The sequence below is a fragment of the Kitasatospora xanthocidica genome, assembly GCF_014656195.1.
GTDB lineage: Bacteria > Actinomycetota > Actinomycetes > Streptomycetales > Streptomycetaceae > Kitasatospora > Kitasatospora xanthocidica.
The window spans coordinates 35,117-49,710 of sequence record NZ_BNBY01000008.1 but is presented as its reverse complement, the minus strand read 5'-3'; the positions used below and the strand labels follow the sequence as shown (position 1 = coordinate 49,710).

Genomic DNA, 14,594 nt, shown 5'->3' with positions numbered 1-14,594 from the left:
CTACTTGGTGGTGCAGTGGCCACGGGCCTCGTCGAAGCCCTGCCCGGCCGCCTGGCAGTACTCCTTGACGTTGGCGTAGTGCTCCTTGCTCGTCTCGGCGAAACGCGTGTTGGTCGGGGACATCGCGATGAAGTACAGCCACTTGCCGTCGGCCGGGTGGAGCGTCGCGTTGAGCGCGTCGTCGCCGGGGTTGGAGATCGGCGTCGGCGGCAGGCCCGGGTTGACGTAGGTGTTGTACTTGTTGGACGCGTCGTCCATGTCGCCCTTGTTGAGGTCCTTGCGGCCGAGCGAGTACTGCAGGGTGGTGTCCATCCCCAGGCGGTGGTTGATCTCGCCGCCGGCGGCCAGCCGGTTCTGGATGGTCTTGGCCATCTTGGCGAAGTCGGCGACGTTGTTGCCCTCGCGCTGCAGGATGCTCGCCTCGATGACCACCTCGTACCCGGTCTTCAGGCCCACCGAGGCGGCCTGGGCGTCCAGGCCGGCGTACTTCTCGGTGGCGTTCTTCACCATCTGCTTGAGCAGGTCCTCGGGCTTCATGCCGTCGGCGATGTTGTAGCGGGTCGGCCAGAGGAAGCCCTCGATCTTGCCGTTGGCGTACGCCGGCAGGCCGAGGTCGTTGATCTGGGCCTGGGCGACGGCGGCCGTGGCGCCCTTCTGCAGCTTCAGCTTGGTGTCGATCAGGGCGTAGATCTCGGTGGAGTTCTTGCCCTCGGGGACCACGACCGCCGCGCCGCCCGCCTGTGCGAGCAGCTCCTTGAGCGCGGCGGCGGCCGGCATCTCCTTCTTCAGCCCGTAGAAGCCCGGCTGGACGGTGACGCACTTGGGCTCGGCCTTGCAGGCGTCGGAGAACGCGTCGACGCTCTTGACCACGCCGGCGTTCTTCAGCGCCAGGCCGATCTGCCCGGCGACCGCGTCCTTCTTGACCTCGAACTGGACGGAGCCGGTGCCCTCGCCGGTGAAGTCCGGCGCCGGGCCGAAGTGGCTCTGGTAGAAGCCGTAGCCCCACCAGCCGGCGCCGCCCACGGCGCCGAGCAGCACCACGGCGACCAACAGGCAGGCGCCGCCGTTGCGGCGGCCCGACTGCTTGCCCTTCTCCTTGCGCTTCTTCTTCGCCTCGCGGGAGTCGTCCTGCTCACCGAGGAAGCCGGACTCCTGGTGCTCGGCCTCCTGCTCCAGGTACCCGCCGTCCTCGTGGTGGCCGTCCTGGTGGCCGTCCCACTCGTCCGTCGCGCCGTCGTGCGCACCGCCGACCGGGTCGGCGCCGGACTCCAGCGCGGCGGCCTCGGCCTCCCAGTCGATGCCGTCCGGACCGGGGCCCGAAGCGGGCGCGGGCGCCGGGGCCGCCTGCGGCCGGGCCTGCTGCTGTTGCTGCGGCACGGCCTGCTGCTGCATACCCGGCTGCTGCTGCATACCCGGCTGCTGCTGCACTCCGGGCTGCTGCGGCATCCCCGGCTGCTGCTGCATGCCGGGCTGCGGCATGCCGCCCTGCTGACCGCCCGGGTACCCCTGCTGCTGGTAACCCTGCTGCTGGAACGCCTGCTCCGGCATCTGCTGCTGCGGGTAGCCCTGCTGCATCTGCTGCTGCGGATACCCCTGCTGCGCGTGGCCCTGCGGGACGAAGCCCTGCTGACCGCCCGGGTACCCCTGCTGCTGGTACCCCTGCTGCTGGAACGCCTGCTGCTGCATGCCGGGCTGCTGCGGGTAGCCCTGCTGCATCTGCTGCTGCGGATACCCCTGCTGCGCGTCCCCGTACGGCTGTTGGACCTGCTGGCCGTGCTGTCCGTGCTGGCCCTGGTGCTCCTGCTGCGGGTACTGCTGCTGCCACTGGCCGTCCTGCTGGCCGGGGACCGGCTGCCGGCCGTCGTACCCGGGATCACCGGGGTGCCACGGCTCGCCCTGGGGGGCGTAGCCCCCACCCAGATCGGTCATTGATCCCCTTAACCGACGTGACGGCCGGCGGATCGGACCGGCCGTCCGGGACGGATCCGTCCCGGCTGATTCTCGAACCGGCGTGCTAGCGCAGCGCCTGGGGAGAGACGTTACCGTACCGCAGCCTTACCCCCGGCCGGGCGAACGTGCCGTCAGCGGGCGACCTCACGGAGGGGACACAAGATCACTACGGGGTCGCCGCACCCGCGCCGGAGGGAGCCCCGGGCGCCGTTCCGGGCGCGGGTACAGAAGCTCCGGGCACGGACGCGGCAGCCGACGCGGGCGCCGAGGCCGGGGCGCTCGGCTTCGCCGCCGCCCGGTTGGCGTTGAACTCCGCGACGTTGCGCTGCTGCACGTCGAAGCTGTCGGTGAACCGGGTGTCCCCGGGCTTCACGGTGACGAAGTACAGCCAGTCCCCCGGCGTCGGGTCCAGCGCCGCCATGATCGCCTGCCGCCCCGGGTTGGAGATCGGGGTCGGCGGCAGCCCGGGGTGCAGGTAGGTGTTGTACGGGGAGTCCAGCCTGGTCTCGGTGACGCTGGTGTTCAGGGTCGACCGGCCGAGCGCGTAGTTGATCGTGGAGTCCAGCTGCAGCGGCATGCCCTTGGCCAGCCGGTTGTAGATGACCCGGGCCACCTTGCCCATGTCCTCGGTGTTGTCGGCCTCGCCCTGGACCATGCTGGCCACGGTGACCAGCCCGTACACGCTCTGCCCGAGGTTCTGGGCGACGACGCCGGCGTCGTCCCGGCTGTACTCCTTGCCGGCCCGCTCCACCATCTGTTTCAGCAGGTCGATCGCGGTGGTCCCGTCGGTGACGCTGTACGTCGCCGGGAACAGGTAGCCCTCGGGGCTGCCGTTGGTGAAGTCGGGCAGGCCCAGCTCGGCGCCCTGCTCCTGGGCGGCGCGCTGGGTGGTGCCGTCCGGGAGGCCGAGCTTCTTGTCGACGGCCGCGTAGATCTGGTAGCCGCGCCAGCCCTCGGGGATGGTCAGGCCGTTGGCGTTGGCCGGGTCGATCAGGACGGCGAGCGCCGCCACCGCCGACATCTTCTGCTTCAGCGTGTACGTCCCGGGCTGGATCCGCCCGGCCGCGGCCGCGCTGCCCTTCGCGGCCCGGGTGAAGGCGAGCGAGCTGGCCACCACGCCGTTGCGGACCAGCGCGGACGCGATCTGGGACAGGCCCGCGCCCTCCGGCACCGAGACCTGGACGCTGCCGGTGCCCTGCCCGCCGAAGTCGGCGGCGGCCGGCGGCCGGCGCTGCGCCTGGAACCAGGTGTACCCGGTCAGTCCGATCCCGCCGAACACCGCGATCAGGGCGAGCGCGGTGAGCCCGCAGGCCAGCCCGTTACGCCGTCGGTGCGGATCCGGCGCATCGAAGCGCGGACGGGGCGCGGACGGCGGGCGGCCCTCCGGCTCCAGTACCGGCGCACCCAGGTGTCCGGGGGTGAGCCCCGGGTGGAAGTCCTGGTCGGTCATGGCGCGCGTCCCCTCGGCGGTCCCAGATCGGTCCGGATCGATCTCCATCGATCCACGACGACATCGGAAACGAACGAAAGAGGGGTCCGTGCGGACGCGTCCGCACGGACCCCTCAACGGGACGTTAGATCAGGCTGCTCAGCCGACCGCCTCGACGCTCTCACCGGGCGGGCGTCCGCTCACCCGTTCGGACTCAAGGGCGGTCTGCAGGATCACCACCGCGGCGGCCTGGTCGACCACCGAGCGGCCCTTCTTCGCCTTGACCCCGGAGGCGCGCAGCCCGTGGGTCGCGGTGACGGTCGACATCCGCTCGTCCACCAGCCGCACCGGCACCGGGTAGAGCCGGTTGGCCAGCCGCACCGCGTACGCGCGGACCTTCTCCGCCGCCGGGCCCTCCTTGCCGCTCAGCGAGCGGGGCAGCCCGACGATCACCTCCACCGCGTCGTACTCCTCGACGATGGCGGCGATCCTGGCCTGCGACTTCACCCCCGCCGGCACGGTCTCCACGGGCGTGGCGAGCACCCCGTCGGGGTCGCAGGACGCGACCCCGATCCGGGCGTCACCGACGTCGACGGCGATCCGCCGCCCACGCCGGAAGGGGCGCTCCTCCTGGACGGGCTCCATCAGCTGGCGCGCTCCGCGACCAGGCCGCGCACCGCGGCGATGGCCTCGCCGACCGCGGCCGCGTTGGAGCCGCCGCCCTGGGCGACGTCGTCCTTGCCGCCACCGCCGCCGCCGAGGGTCTTGGCGGCGGTCCGGACCAGCTCGCCGGCCTTGATGCCGCGGCCGCGGGCGTCCTCGTTGGTGGCGATCACGGTCAGCGGACGGTCGTTGGCCACCGTGAACGCGGCGACCACGGCCGGACGCGAGCCCAGCCGGCCGCGCACGTCCAGGACCAGCTTGCGCAGCTCGTCGGCGCCCACGCCGTCGGCGACCTGGGCGGCGACCACGGCGATGCCGTGCACGTCCTCGGCCGAGTCGGCCAGGCCCGCCGCGGCGGCCAGCACCTTCTCGGCGCGGAAGCGCTCGATCTCCTTCTCGGCGTCCTTGAGCTTGGCGAGCATGCCCGAGATCTTCTCCGGCAGCTCCTCCGGGCGGCCCTTGACCAGCTCGGTGAGCTGGGCGACCACGGTGTGCTCACGGGCCAGGAACTTGTACGCGTCGACGCCGACCAGCGCCTCCACCCGGCGCACGCCGGAGCCGATCGAGGACTCGCCGAGCAGCTTCACCAGGCCCAGCTGGGCGGTGTTGCCGACGTGGGTGCCACCGCACAGCTCCTTGGAGAAGTCGCCGATGGTGACGACCCGGACCTCGTCGCCGTACTTCTCACCGAACATCGCGATGGCGCCGGCCTTGCGGGCCTGGTCCATCGTCATGACCTCGGCGGTGACGTCGAGCTCGCGGCCCAGCACGTCGTTGATCTTCTGCTCGACGTCGACCAGCACACTGCCCGGGACGGCGGCGGGCGAGCCGAAGTCGAAACGGAAACGGCCGGGGGCGTTCTCGGAGCCGGCCTGGGCGGCCGTCGGGCCGAGCGCGTCGCGCAGCGCCTGGTGGGTCAGGTGGGTGGCCGAGTGGGCGCGGGCGATCGCCCGGCGGCGCTCGGTGTCGATCGTGGCGTACGCCGCGGCGCCCAGCACGACCTCGCCGAACAGCACGCCGCCCGAGTGCACGATGACGCCCGGGACGGGCTGCTGCACGTCGCGGATCTCCACCACCGCGCCGGACTCCAGCCGGATCCGGCCGTGGTCGGCGAGCTGGCCGCCGCCCTCGGCGTAGAACGGGGTGCGGTCGAGGATGAGCTCGACCTCGTCGCCCTCGGAGGCGGCCGGCGACGGGACGCCGTCCACCAGCAGGCCGACGACGGTGGCCTCACCCTCGGTCAGGTTGTAGCCGGTGAAGACGCTCGCGCCGGACTTGTCGGCGACCTCGCGGTACGCGGCGACGTCGGCGTGGCCCATCTTCTTGGCCTTGGCGTCCGCCTTGGCCCGGTCCCGCTGCTCCTGCATCAGGCGGCGGAAGCCGGCCTCGTCGACCTGGAGGCCCTGCTCCTCGGCCATCTCCAGGGTGAGGTCGATCGGGAAGCCGTAGGTGTCGTGCAGCTTGAACGCCTGCTCGCCGGAGAGCACCGCGCCGCCGGCCTGCTTGGTCTCGGTGACCGCGGTGTCCAGCAGGCTGGTGCCGGCCTTCAGGGTCTGCAGGAAGGCCGCCTCCTCGCCGGCGACGACCGTCTCGATGCGCTTGCGCTCGGTCTCCAGCTCCGGGTACTGCGGCGCCATCGCCTTGATCGCGATGTCCGTGAGGTCCTTGGCCACCACTCCGGTCGCGCCCAGCAGGCGCATGTTGCGGATGGCGCGGCGCAGGATGCGGCGCAGCACGTAGCCGCGGCCCTCGTTGCCGGGGGTGACGCCGTCGCCGATCAGCATCAGCGCGGTGCGGATGTGGTCGGTGACCACGCGCAGCGAGACGTCCGCCTTGTGGTCGGCACCGTAGGTGTGGCCGGTGAGCTCGGCGGCGCGGTCGAGGATCATCCGGCTGGTGTCGATCTCGAAGAGGTTGTCGACGCCCTGCAGGATGGCGGCGAGGCGCTCCAGGCCGAGGCCGGTGTCGATGTTCTTGCTCGGCAGGTCGCCGAGGATCTCGAAGCCGTCCTTCCCGTCGCCGTGGCCGCGCTCGTACTGCATGAAGACCAGGTTCCAGATCTCCAGGTAGCGCTCGCCGTTGACGGCCGGGCCGCCCTCCTCGCCGTACGCGGGGCCGCGGTCGTAGTTGATCTCCGAGCACGGGCCGCACGGGCCGGGGACGCCCATCGACCAGAAGTTGTCCTTCATGCCGAGGCGCTGGATGCGCTCGGAGGGGACGCCGATGACGTCACGCCAGATCAGCTCGGCCTCGTCGTCGTCCTTGTAGACGGTGATCCAGAGCTTCTCCTTCTCCAGGCCGTAGCCACCGTCCGCGACGGGCGTGGTGAGCAGCTCCCACGCGAACTTGATGGCTCCTTCCTTGAAGTAGTCGCCGAAGGAGAAGTTGCCGCACATCTGGAAGAAGGAGCCGTGCCGGGTGGTCTTCCCGACCTCCTCGATGTCCAGGGTGCGCACGCACTTCTGGACGCTGGTGGCGCGCGAGAACTGCGGCTTGACCTCGCCCAGGAAGTAGGGCTTGAACGGCACCATGCCGGCGTTGACGAGCAGCAGGGTGGGGTCGTCGGCGACCAGGGACGCCGACGGAACGACGGTGTGGCCGCGCTCCTCGAAGAAGCGCAGCCAGCGGCGGCGGATCTCAGCCGACTCCATTATTGGTCCTTCCGGTTCGGGGTGCCGCCCCGCTGCGGCAGGGCGCGGCGGGGCGTTTCTTCAGTGGTCCTGGGGGTGGTGCGGGCACTGCGGGCGGGGGGCAGGGCGGCGGCCGGGCTGCCGGGCGCCGCCGAGATAGCTCGGTACTGGGGCTCTCCCCTGAGCACCCGGCGCTGCCGCGGCTCCACCACGGCGGTGCCGTGCAGCCCGAGGTCGTCCTTGAGCTGCTCCTCGCGCTCGGCCATGCCGGCCTTCACGTCCTGGGCGAACTGCTTGGCGAGGTCGCCCAGGTGCAGCGCACCGCGCGCGGCGGTGCCGGAGAGGCTGTCCGGGGTGAGCTTCTGCACGGCGCCGTTGGCCTTGTTCATGGCCCACACGGCGGCGCCGGCACCGACCGCCATCCAGAAGATGCGTGCCATGCCCGTCAGCCCCTCACCGCTCGCCGGACCCTGGAGAGGAAACCGCCCCTGGGCGCGGTCGCGGCGCGCACCTCGGCCCGGATCAGCCGGGCCAGTTCCTCGCGCTCGCCGGTCTGCAGCGGTACGGACGGCAGGCCGCCCTGCTGCTTGGCGACGGCCTTGCGGACGCCGTAGCTGAAGGCCGCGACCTTCACCAGCGGTCCGCCCAGGGTGGCGGCCACGGTGGAGGAGAGCGCGTTGGCGTTGGCGGCGGCGTCCTGCACGTTGGCGGTGATCTCGTCCACCCGCTCCAGCTGCTCGTTGGCGCTGCGCACCGCGGTGCCCGCGTCGGCCAGCAGCGGCACGGCCTGTTCGGTGACCGCGGAGACCAGGACGGTGGCTTCCTTCAGCACCCGGGAGAGGCGGACCAGCACGACGGCGAGCAGGGTGACCAGGACCGCCCAGAACACGGCGACGAGCAATCCGGCCAGCTCTCCCACGGACACCTTTGCGCGCTCCCTCACCTTGCAGTTCTCCAGACGGAACCCTATCGCGCCCACGCGCCGTTTCCGGACCGGGTCGTCGGCGCGGGCGATCCGACCGGGTGTGCGAACCGCGGGCGTAACCTACCGGCCGGTCACCTCGTTCTGCCAGGCAGGCCGTCGCGCGTACGGCCCGAGCACGTCCGGACCGCGACGGTCCGGCCTGGAACGGCGGGAGCAGCGCTTGGCCGGCGACTGGACAGCACAGCCCGGGGAGCCCGAGGCGGACCCACCCGAACCGGAGCACGGCCGGCTGCCGGCCGAGGTGACGGGCTTCGTCGGGCGGCAGCGGGAACTGGCCGCGCTGGCGGAGCTGCTGGCCGCCGCCCGGCTGGTGACGGTGACCGGCCCGGGCGGGGTGGGCAAGAGCCGGCTGGCGCTGCGCGCGGCGGCCCGGGCGGGCGAGGGGTTCCCGGACGGCACCTGGCTGGTGGACGTGGCCCCGGTGCAGGACCCGCTGCTGCTCGGCCACGCCCTGCTGGAGGCCCTGCGGCTGACCGACGGCACCGCCCGTCCGCCGCTGGACGTCCTGACCGAGCGGCTGGCCGGCCGGCGCCTGCTGCTGGTGCTGGACGGCTGCGAGCACCTGGTGGAGGCCTGCGCCGAGCTGGCCGACGCGCTGCTGCGGGCGCTGCCCGGCCTGCGGCTGCTGGCCACCAGCCGCGCCGCCCTGCGGGCCTCGGGCGAGCACCTGCTGACCCTGGCGCCGCTGCCGGTCGATCCGGCGCCGGACGGTCCGGTGCCCGCAGGCGCGCTGCCGGACGCGGTGCGGCTGTTCGCCGACCGGGCCCGGGCGGTGCTGCCGTCCTTCGAGGTGACGGAGGCCAACGCGGAGGCGGTCGGCCTGCTCTGCCGCCGGCTGGACGGCATCCCGCTGGCCGTGGAGCTGGCCGCCGGACGGCTGCGGGCGCTGTCGGTGGAGCAGATCACCGCCCGGCTGGACGACCGCTTCCGGCTGCTCACCGGCGGGTCCCGGACGGCCCTGCCGCGGCACCAGACGCTGCGGACGACGATCGGCTGGAGTCATGAGCTCTGCACGGTGCAGGAACGTTTACTCTGGGCCCGCCTGTCGGTCTTCGCCGGCAGCTTCGACCTGGAGGCCGCCGAGTACGTCTGCGCCGGCGGCGGCATCGAGTCCGAGGACGTGCTGGACCTGCTGGACGAGCTGGTCGCCAAGTCCGTGGTGCTGCGCGAGGACAGCGCCTTCGGCGTCCGCTTCCGGCTGCTGGACACCCTGCGCGAGTACGGCGGCCACTGGCTGCGCGCCGCCGGCGAGGAGCAGCGGCTGCTGCGCCGCCACCGGGACTGGTACCTGGGCGTCGCCACCTGGGGCGAGGTCGAGTGGTTCGGCCCCCGGCAGGCCGAGACCGCCGAGCGCACCGAACTGGCCCACACCAACCTGCGCGCGGCCCTGGAGTTCTGCCTCGCCGAGCCGGGCGAGGAGCAGATCGCCCTGCTGCTGGCCGGCACCCTCTGGTTCTACTGGGTCGGCTGCGGCCACCTCGGCGAGGGCCGGCACTGGCTGGACCGCGCGCTCGCCCTGGACCGCGAACCGACCGAGGCCCGCGCCAAGGCGCTCTGGGTGACCGGCTACATGGCCACCCTCCAGGGGGACCTGGGGGCCGCCCGGCCGGCCCTGGAGGAGTGCCGCCGCCAGGCCCTGGACACCGGCGACGACCGGGCCCTCGCCTACGCCGTCCACCGCCAGGGCTGCGTCGCCCTGATCGGCGACGACCCGGAGCGTGCCGCCGAGCTGTTCGAGGAGGCGCTCTGGCACTACCGGACCATCGGCGAGCTCAACAGCAACGTGGTGATGGCCATGCTCGAACTGGGCCTGGCCTACCTGTTCCAGGGCGACCTGGACAGCGGCGAGCTCTGGTTCGGCCAGGCCCGCGAGCTGTGCGAGGAGCACGGCGAGCAGTGGGCGTACGCGTACGTGCTGTACGCGACGGCCTACTCGCACTGGCTGGACGGCGCCGTCCAGCCGGCCCGGGTGCTGGCCCGGGAGTGCGTCCGGCTGAACCACCTCTTCCACGACCTGCTCGGCATCGTGCTGGGCATCGACCTGCTGGCACTGCTGGAGACCGAGCCGAGCGGCCCGGGCGAGCCGGGCAACCTGCGCGAGGCCCGGGTGCTGCAGGGCGCCGCGCACCGGATCTGGCGCACGGTCGGCACCCCGTTCCTGGGCTCGCGGAGCTTCTTCGGCACCCACCAGCAGTGCGCCGAGCGGGCCCGGGCCGGGCTCGGCGAGCGGGAGTACGAGGAGTGCTACGAGGCCGGCGCCCGGCTGGACGTGGACGCGGCGGTCTGCCGGGCGCTCGACGGCGGGGGCTCGGCGGAGGACCCGGAGCCGGGCCCGGGGCCCTGTCCGGCGCCGCCCGCACCGGCGGCCGCGGCGGTCCGCCACAGCTGAGGCGGACCGGAGCGGGTGCCCCGGAATAGTTGAAACTTGCCCGTTGCTTGAGGAGGCAAGGATCCACCCGGAAGGAGCACCATGGCCGTCCACAACACCGCCGACGAGTACCGCATGGCGATGTTCTACTTCGACTCCAAGGCGTACACCGATGCCGCCCGCCTGCTCGAAGGCGTGCTGGCCGAGGAGCCGGCCAACCTCTCCGTCCGGCTGATGCTCGCCCGCAGCTACTTCCACTCCGCCCAACTCCGCCGCGCCGAGGCCGAGTTGAACCGGATCCTGGAGGCCGACCCGGCCGAGGACTACGCCCGGCTGATGCTCGGCCGCACCCTGGAGCGCCAGGGCCGCGCCGAGGAGGCCCGGCCGCACCTGCGGCTGGCCGCCGCGATGACCGGCGAGAACCTCTGAGCTCCGCCCGGACCGGAACGGCCGGAGAAACGGACGAGCCCCCGCCGCCTCGAAAGGCGACGGGGGCTCGTTCGCGGTCTCGCGAAGAGCGGACGCGGGTCAGCGCGAGTAGTACTCGACGACCAGCTGCTCGTCACAGATCACCGGGACCTCCTTGCGCTGCGGCGCACGGTCCAGGCGGAAGGCCAGGGCCTTCAGGTTGACCTCGAGGTACTTCGGGGTCTGGCCCTCACCCGCGTAGCCACCCTCACGGGCGACCTGGAAGGGGACCTTCTCCTTGCTGCGCTCGCGGACGGTCACCACGAAGCCCGGCTTCATCTGGTACGACGGCTTGTTGACCTTGCCACCGTTGACCTCGATGTGGCCGTGGACGACCATCTGGCGGGCCTGGTAGATGGTGCGGGCGATGCCCGAACGCAGGACCAGGGAGTCCAGACGGGTCTCCAGCTCGGCGACGAGCGCCTCACCGGTCTTGCCCTCGGCCTTCTTCGCGCGGTCGAACGCGCGCGCCATCTGCTTCTCGCTCAGGTCGTACTGAGCGCGCAGACGCTGCTTCTCGAGCAGACGGACCTTGTAGTCCGAGTTCTGCTTGCGACCACGGCCGTGCTGGCCGGGCGGGTACGGGCGGGCCTCGAAGTACTTGACGGACTTCGGGGTCAGCGGCACGCCGAGCGCACGCGCGATCTTGACCTTGGGACGCTTCTGGTTCGCCATGAACCAAACCTTCCTTGCTTACGAATACGGCTTTCACCAGGTGTTGACGGAGGTCGCACGTCGCGACCCGGAGAAAACCCCGCCGCCTGCGCGATGGGATCAGCCGCTCTCCGGAGCCGGGCACGAGAGTGCTTGTCACACGTGTGGCCCACCGAACCGAGGCTGGCGGGCTGCACGCGACACCGAAACGGTGCGCGACGCTCCTGGTGCGGGCCCCTCGGAAGGGGCCTACGGCCGGTGTCCCGCTGGTGCGGCCGGTCGGTGGGGTCTCCCCCGCCGCCGTCCCGGGACATGGCACTCCGATCGAGTATAGCCGCCGATCACTCGCCCTTTTCCCCGGGGCTCCGCTCGGCCGCCTTCTCCGCCGTCTCCGCCTTCTTCTCCGCCCGCTTCTCGCTCCGCCGCTCCCCGCGCAGCCGCCCCCGGGTCCAGTCCACGACGTCCGCATACCGGGCCTCGCCGCCGCGCCTGGTCGGCTGGTAGTACTCCCGGCCGTGCACCGCGTCCGGCGCGTACTGCTGGGCGGCGATGCCCTCCGGCAGGTCGTGCGGGTACTGGTAGCCCTTGCCGTGGCCGAGCTTGCCCGCGCCGCCGTAGTGCGCGTCCCGCAGATGGGCCGGCACCGCGCCCGCCAGGCCCTGCCGGACGTCCGCCAGCGCCGCGTCGATCGCCAGGTAGGCCGCGTTGGACTTGGGCGCCAGGGCCAGCGCGATCGCCGCCTGGGAGAGGATGATCCGCGCCTCCGGGAAGCCGATCAGCGCCACCGCCTGCGCGGCCGCCACCGCCGTCTGCAGCGCCGTCGGGTCCGCCAGGCCGACGTCCTCGCTGGCCGAGATCATCAGCCGTCGGGCGATGAACCGCGGGTCCTCCCCCGCCTCGATCATCCGGGCCAGGTAGTGCAGGGTGGCGTCCACGTCGCTGCCGCGGATCGACTTGATCAGCGCGCTCGCCACGTCGTAGTGCTGGTCGCCGTCCTTGTCGTAGCGCACCGCCGCCTGGTTGACGGCCGTCTCGGTGGTGGCCAGCGTGATGGCCGGCTCGCCCTTCTCCAGCGCCGCCCCGGCCGCCGCCTCCAGCGTGGTGAGCGCCCGCCGGGCGTCGCCGCCGGCCAGCCGCACCAGGTGGTCCTCGGCCTCCCCGGTCAGCTCCAGCGCGCCCTCCAGGCCGCGCTCGTCGGCCACCGCCCGGCGCAGCAGCGCCCGGACGTCCTCGTCGGTCAGCGACTCCAGGGTGAGCAGCAGCGAGCGGGACAGCAGCGGGGAGATCACCGAGAAGTACGGGTTCTCGGTGGTCGCCGCGATCAGGGTGACCCAGCGGTTCTCCACGGCCGGCAGCAGCGAGTCCTGCTGGGCCTTGGAGAAGCGGTGGATCTCGTCGAGGAAGAGCACCGTCTCCCGGCCGGACATCCCGACCGCCCGCCGGGCGCCGTCGATCACCGCCCGGACCTCCTTGACCCCGGCGGTGATCGCGGACAGCTCGACGAAGCGCCCCTCGACGGCCTGGCTGATCACGTGCGCCAGGGTGGTCTTGCCGGTGCCGGGCGGCCCCCAGAGGATCACCGAGCTGGTGGCGGCCGGCCCCCGCGAGCCCGTGACCAGCCGTCGCAGGGGCGAGCCGGGCTTCAGCAGCTGCCGCTGCCCGGCCACCTCGTCCAGGGTGCGCGGGCGCATCCGTACGGCCAGGGGCGCCCGGCCGGGCTCCTTGGCCTGGCGTTCCTCGGCGGCGGCGGTGAAGAGGTCCGGTTCGTCCACACCGGAAGCCTATGCGAGGGCGGTGACAGGGCTCAGCCCTGCGGCGGGCGGCGGTCCAGGACGACCACCTCGAACTCCTCCACGGAGCGCACCGTCACGCCCGCCGCGGCGGTCACCTTGGCCCGCGCCTCGGCCTGCGGACCGCGGGAGGCCGCCAGTGCGGCCCGGTCGCTGAAGATCGCGCCCACCGAGCCCCGCCCCCGGTCCCGCTGGATCAGCAGGGCGCCGCCGACGAAGCCGTCCATCCGCTCCAGGGCGGGCAGGGCCTGCTCCCGGAAGATCCCGACCAGCCGGTCGGCCGCGGCGGGGTCGAACTCGGCCCGGACCAGCCGGAAGCCGGCGCCCGGCCCGCCCTCCCGGGGCGGCGCGAACGCCGCGGCCTCCCAGACGTCGACGGCCACCGTCCCGGCGAAGGGCGCCACCAGCTCGGCGCGCCGCCCGCCCAGCTTGGCGTCGCTGTCCCGTTCGGCCTGGGCGCTCTCCCACCAGGAGCCCATCGTGATGATCCCCAGCTCGCGGTTGGCGAAGAGCCCGAAGCCCCGGTAGCCGGGCTCGGCGGAGAGCAGGCCGACGGCTTCGGCGCTCAGCCCGTCGAGGGCTCTGCCGAGGCGGGCCGGGTCGCCGGTGAAGTAGCCGGTGCGCACGAACATGGGCGGGTCTCCTGACGTCCGGCGGGCGCCGCGCGTCGGACGCCCGCGCCGGGTGTGGCCACGTCCATCGCACGGCCCGGCCCGGGCACCGGCAACGCCACGGGTCCGTTCGGGCGACGGCCCGGGGGCACCCGCTAGTCGAGCTTGGCGGCGTGGTCCGGGACGTACTTCTGCAGGTCGCGCGGTGGCCGCTGGTAGCCGCGCGAGGCCGGCCGGGGCGGCAGCTCGATCTGCCGCGCCTTGATCTCGTGGTACTCCACGGTGGAGAGCAGGTGGGCGATCATGTTGATCCGGGCCCGGCGCTTGTCGTCGCTCTCCACCACGTGCCAGGGCGACTCGGGGATGTCGGTGTGGATGAACATCTCGTCCTTGGCCCGCGAGTAGTCCTCCCAGCGGGTGATCGACTCGACGTCCATCGGGGAGAGCTTCCAGCGCTTCATCGGGGATTCCAGCCGGTCCCGGAAGCGCCGTTCCTGCTCGGTGTCGCTCACCGAGAACCAGTACTTGCGCAGCACGATGCCCGCCTCGATCAGCATCCGCTCGAAGGTCGGGCACTGGTGCAGGAACTGCCAGTACTCCTCGTCGGTGCAGAAGCCCATCACCCGCTCGACGCCGGCCCGGTTGTACCAGCTGCGGTCGAACAGCACGATCTCCCCGGCCGCCGGCAGGTGCTCGACGTACCGCTGGAAGTACCACTGGGTCTTCTGCCGCTCGGTCGGCGTGGGCAGCGCCGCGACCCGGGCGATGCGCGGGTTCAGGTACTCCGTCACCCGCTTGATCGCTCCGCCCTTGCCCGCGGCGTCACGTCCCTCGAAGACCACCACCACCCGGGCGCCCTCGACCCGCACCCACTCCTGGAGCTTCACCAGCTCCTGCTGCAGCCGCAGCAGCTCCCGCTCGTACGGCTTCTTCGCCAGTCGCCCCGGCTTCGCGGTCCGCTGCTCCTCGGCCACCCTCTGGTCCTCCGTCCGACTGCTGCTGATGCACACTCACCGTAGGCCCAGGGCCGCGGATTCGCAGGTCGG

The 14,594-nt window shown here is 72.6% G+C and carries 13 protein-coding genes; 3 read left to right on the top strand and 10 right to left on the bottom strand.

Annotated features, from left to right (window positions below; translation table 11 throughout):
* Entirely contained in the window at positions 1-1,392 is a 1,392-nt protein-coding gene (gene mltG, locus IE332_RS16435) for an endolytic transglycosylase MltG (RefSeq protein ID WP_189916676.1), read from the bottom strand.
* On the opposite strand from mltG (IE332_RS16435), the gene IE332_RS16430 reads away from it, so the two are divergent.
* Entirely contained in the window at positions 1,366-1,932 is a 567-nt protein-coding gene (locus tag IE332_RS16430) for a hypothetical protein (RefSeq protein WP_189916668.1), read from the top strand. The two genes, mltG (IE332_RS16435) and IE332_RS16430, sit on opposite strands and share 27 nt — an antisense overlap.
* Positions 1,933-2,116: 184 nt before the next feature.
* On the opposite strand, the gene mltG (IE332_RS16425) is transcribed toward IE332_RS16430, so the two are convergent.
* From mltG (IE332_RS16425) to IE332_RS16405, 5 genes are all read right to left on the bottom strand, one after another.
* The gene (mltG, locus tag IE332_RS16425; protein WP_189916666.1) at positions 2,117-3,400 is read right to left on the bottom strand and encodes an endolytic transglycosylase MltG; all 1,284 of its coding nucleotides are present in this window, start codon (positions 3,398-3,400) and stop codon (positions 2,117-2,119) included.
* Between the two features lie 138 nt (positions 3,401-3,538).
* The gene (gene ruvX / locus IE332_RS16420) at positions 3,539-4,024 is read right to left on the bottom strand and encodes a Holliday junction resolvase RuvX (protein ID WP_189916664.1); all 486 of its coding nucleotides are present in this window, start codon (positions 4,022-4,024) and stop codon (positions 3,539-3,541) included.
* The gene (alaS, locus tag IE332_RS16415) at positions 4,024-6,693 is read right to left on the bottom strand and encodes an alanine--tRNA ligase (protein ID WP_189916662.1); all 2,670 of its coding nucleotides are present in this window, start codon (positions 6,691-6,693) and stop codon (positions 4,024-4,026) included. Before alaS ends, ruvX begins: the two co-directional genes overlap by 1 nt.
* The gene (locus IE332_RS16410; protein ID WP_189916660.1) at positions 6,693-7,112 is read right to left on the bottom strand and encodes a DUF6167 family protein; all 420 of its coding nucleotides are present in this window, start codon (positions 7,110-7,112) and stop codon (positions 6,693-6,695) included. Before IE332_RS16410 ends, alaS begins: the two co-directional genes overlap by 1 nt.
* A gap of 5 nt (positions 7,113-7,117) precedes the next feature.
* Positions 7,118-7,597, bottom strand: coding sequence for a DUF948 domain-containing protein (locus IE332_RS16405; RefSeq protein WP_189916658.1), 480 nt, complete (start codon positions 7,595-7,597; stop codon positions 7,118-7,120).
* Between the two features lie 220 nt (positions 7,598-7,817).
* Here IE332_RS16405 and IE332_RS16400 point away from each other — a divergent pair, with 220 nt between their 5' ends.
* Positions 7,818-10,046 (top strand): ATP-binding protein, encoded by a 2,229-nt coding sequence (locus tag IE332_RS16400; RefSeq protein ID WP_189916656.1) that lies wholly within the window; start codon positions 7,818-7,820, stop codon positions 10,044-10,046.
* A gap of 81 nt (positions 10,047-10,127) precedes the next feature.
* On the top strand, positions 10,128-10,454 hold the full coding sequence (locus tag IE332_RS16395; RefSeq protein ID WP_189916654.1) for a tetratricopeptide repeat protein: 327 nt from the start codon (positions 10,128-10,130) through the stop codon (positions 10,452-10,454).
* A gap of 99 nt (positions 10,455-10,553) precedes the next feature.
* Here IE332_RS16395 and rpsD read toward each other — a convergent pair whose 3' ends face one another.
* The 4 genes from rpsD to ppk2 form a co-directional block, all read right to left on the bottom strand.
* A complete protein-coding gene (gene rpsD / locus IE332_RS16390; protein ID WP_063346792.1) occupies positions 10,554-11,168 on the bottom strand; it encodes a 30S ribosomal protein S4 in 615 nt (204 codons plus the stop codon).
* A 320-nt stretch (positions 11,169-11,488) separates the two neighbouring features.
* Positions 11,489-12,919, bottom strand: a complete 1,431-nt coding sequence (locus IE332_RS16385) for a replication-associated recombination protein A (RefSeq protein WP_229928647.1) — start codon at positions 12,917-12,919, stop codon at positions 11,489-11,491.
* Between the two features lie 32 nt (positions 12,920-12,951).
* On the bottom strand, positions 12,952-13,569 hold the full coding sequence (locus IE332_RS16380; RefSeq protein ID WP_189916652.1) for a hypothetical protein: 618 nt from the start codon (positions 13,567-13,569) through the stop codon (positions 12,952-12,954).
* A 134-nt stretch (positions 13,570-13,703) separates the two neighbouring features.
* A complete protein-coding gene (ppk2, locus tag IE332_RS16375; protein ID WP_189916649.1) occupies positions 13,704-14,522 on the bottom strand; it encodes a polyphosphate kinase 2 in 819 nt (272 codons plus the stop codon).
* Positions 14,523-14,594 lie beyond the last annotated feature (72 nt).

What these genes read in the sequence shown, in the direction of transcription:
- mltG (WP_189916676.1), bottom strand. Translation starts at nt 1,392, where the DNA reads ATGCAGCAGCAGGCCGTGCCGCAGCAACAGCAGCAGGCCCGGCCGCAG.
- mltG (WP_189916666.1), bottom strand. Translation starts at nt 3,400, where the DNA reads ATGACCGACCAGGACTTCCACCCGGGGCTCACCCCCGGACACCTGGGT.
- ruvX (WP_189916664.1), bottom strand. Translation starts at nt 4,024, where the DNA reads ATGGAGCCCGTCCAGGAGGAGCGCCCCTTCCGGCGTGGGCGGCGGATC.
- alaS (WP_189916662.1), bottom strand. Translation starts at nt 6,693, where the DNA reads ATGGAGTCGGCTGAGATCCGCCGCCGCTGGCTGCGCTTCTTCGAGGAG.
- IE332_RS16410 (WP_189916660.1), bottom strand. Translation starts at nt 7,112, where the DNA reads ATGGCACGCATCTTCTGGATGGCGGTCGGTGCCGGCGCCGCCGTGTGG.
- IE332_RS16395 (WP_189916654.1), top strand. Translation starts at nt 10,128, where the DNA reads ATGGCCGTCCACAACACCGCCGACGAGTACCGCATGGCGATGTTCTAC.
- rpsD (WP_063346792.1), bottom strand. Translation starts at nt 11,168, where the DNA reads ATGGCGAACCAGAAGCGTCCCAAGGTCAAGATCGCGCGTGCGCTCGGC.
- IE332_RS16380 (WP_189916652.1), bottom strand. Translation starts at nt 13,569, where the DNA reads ATGTTCGTGCGCACCGGCTACTTCACCGGCGACCCGGCCCGCCTCGGC.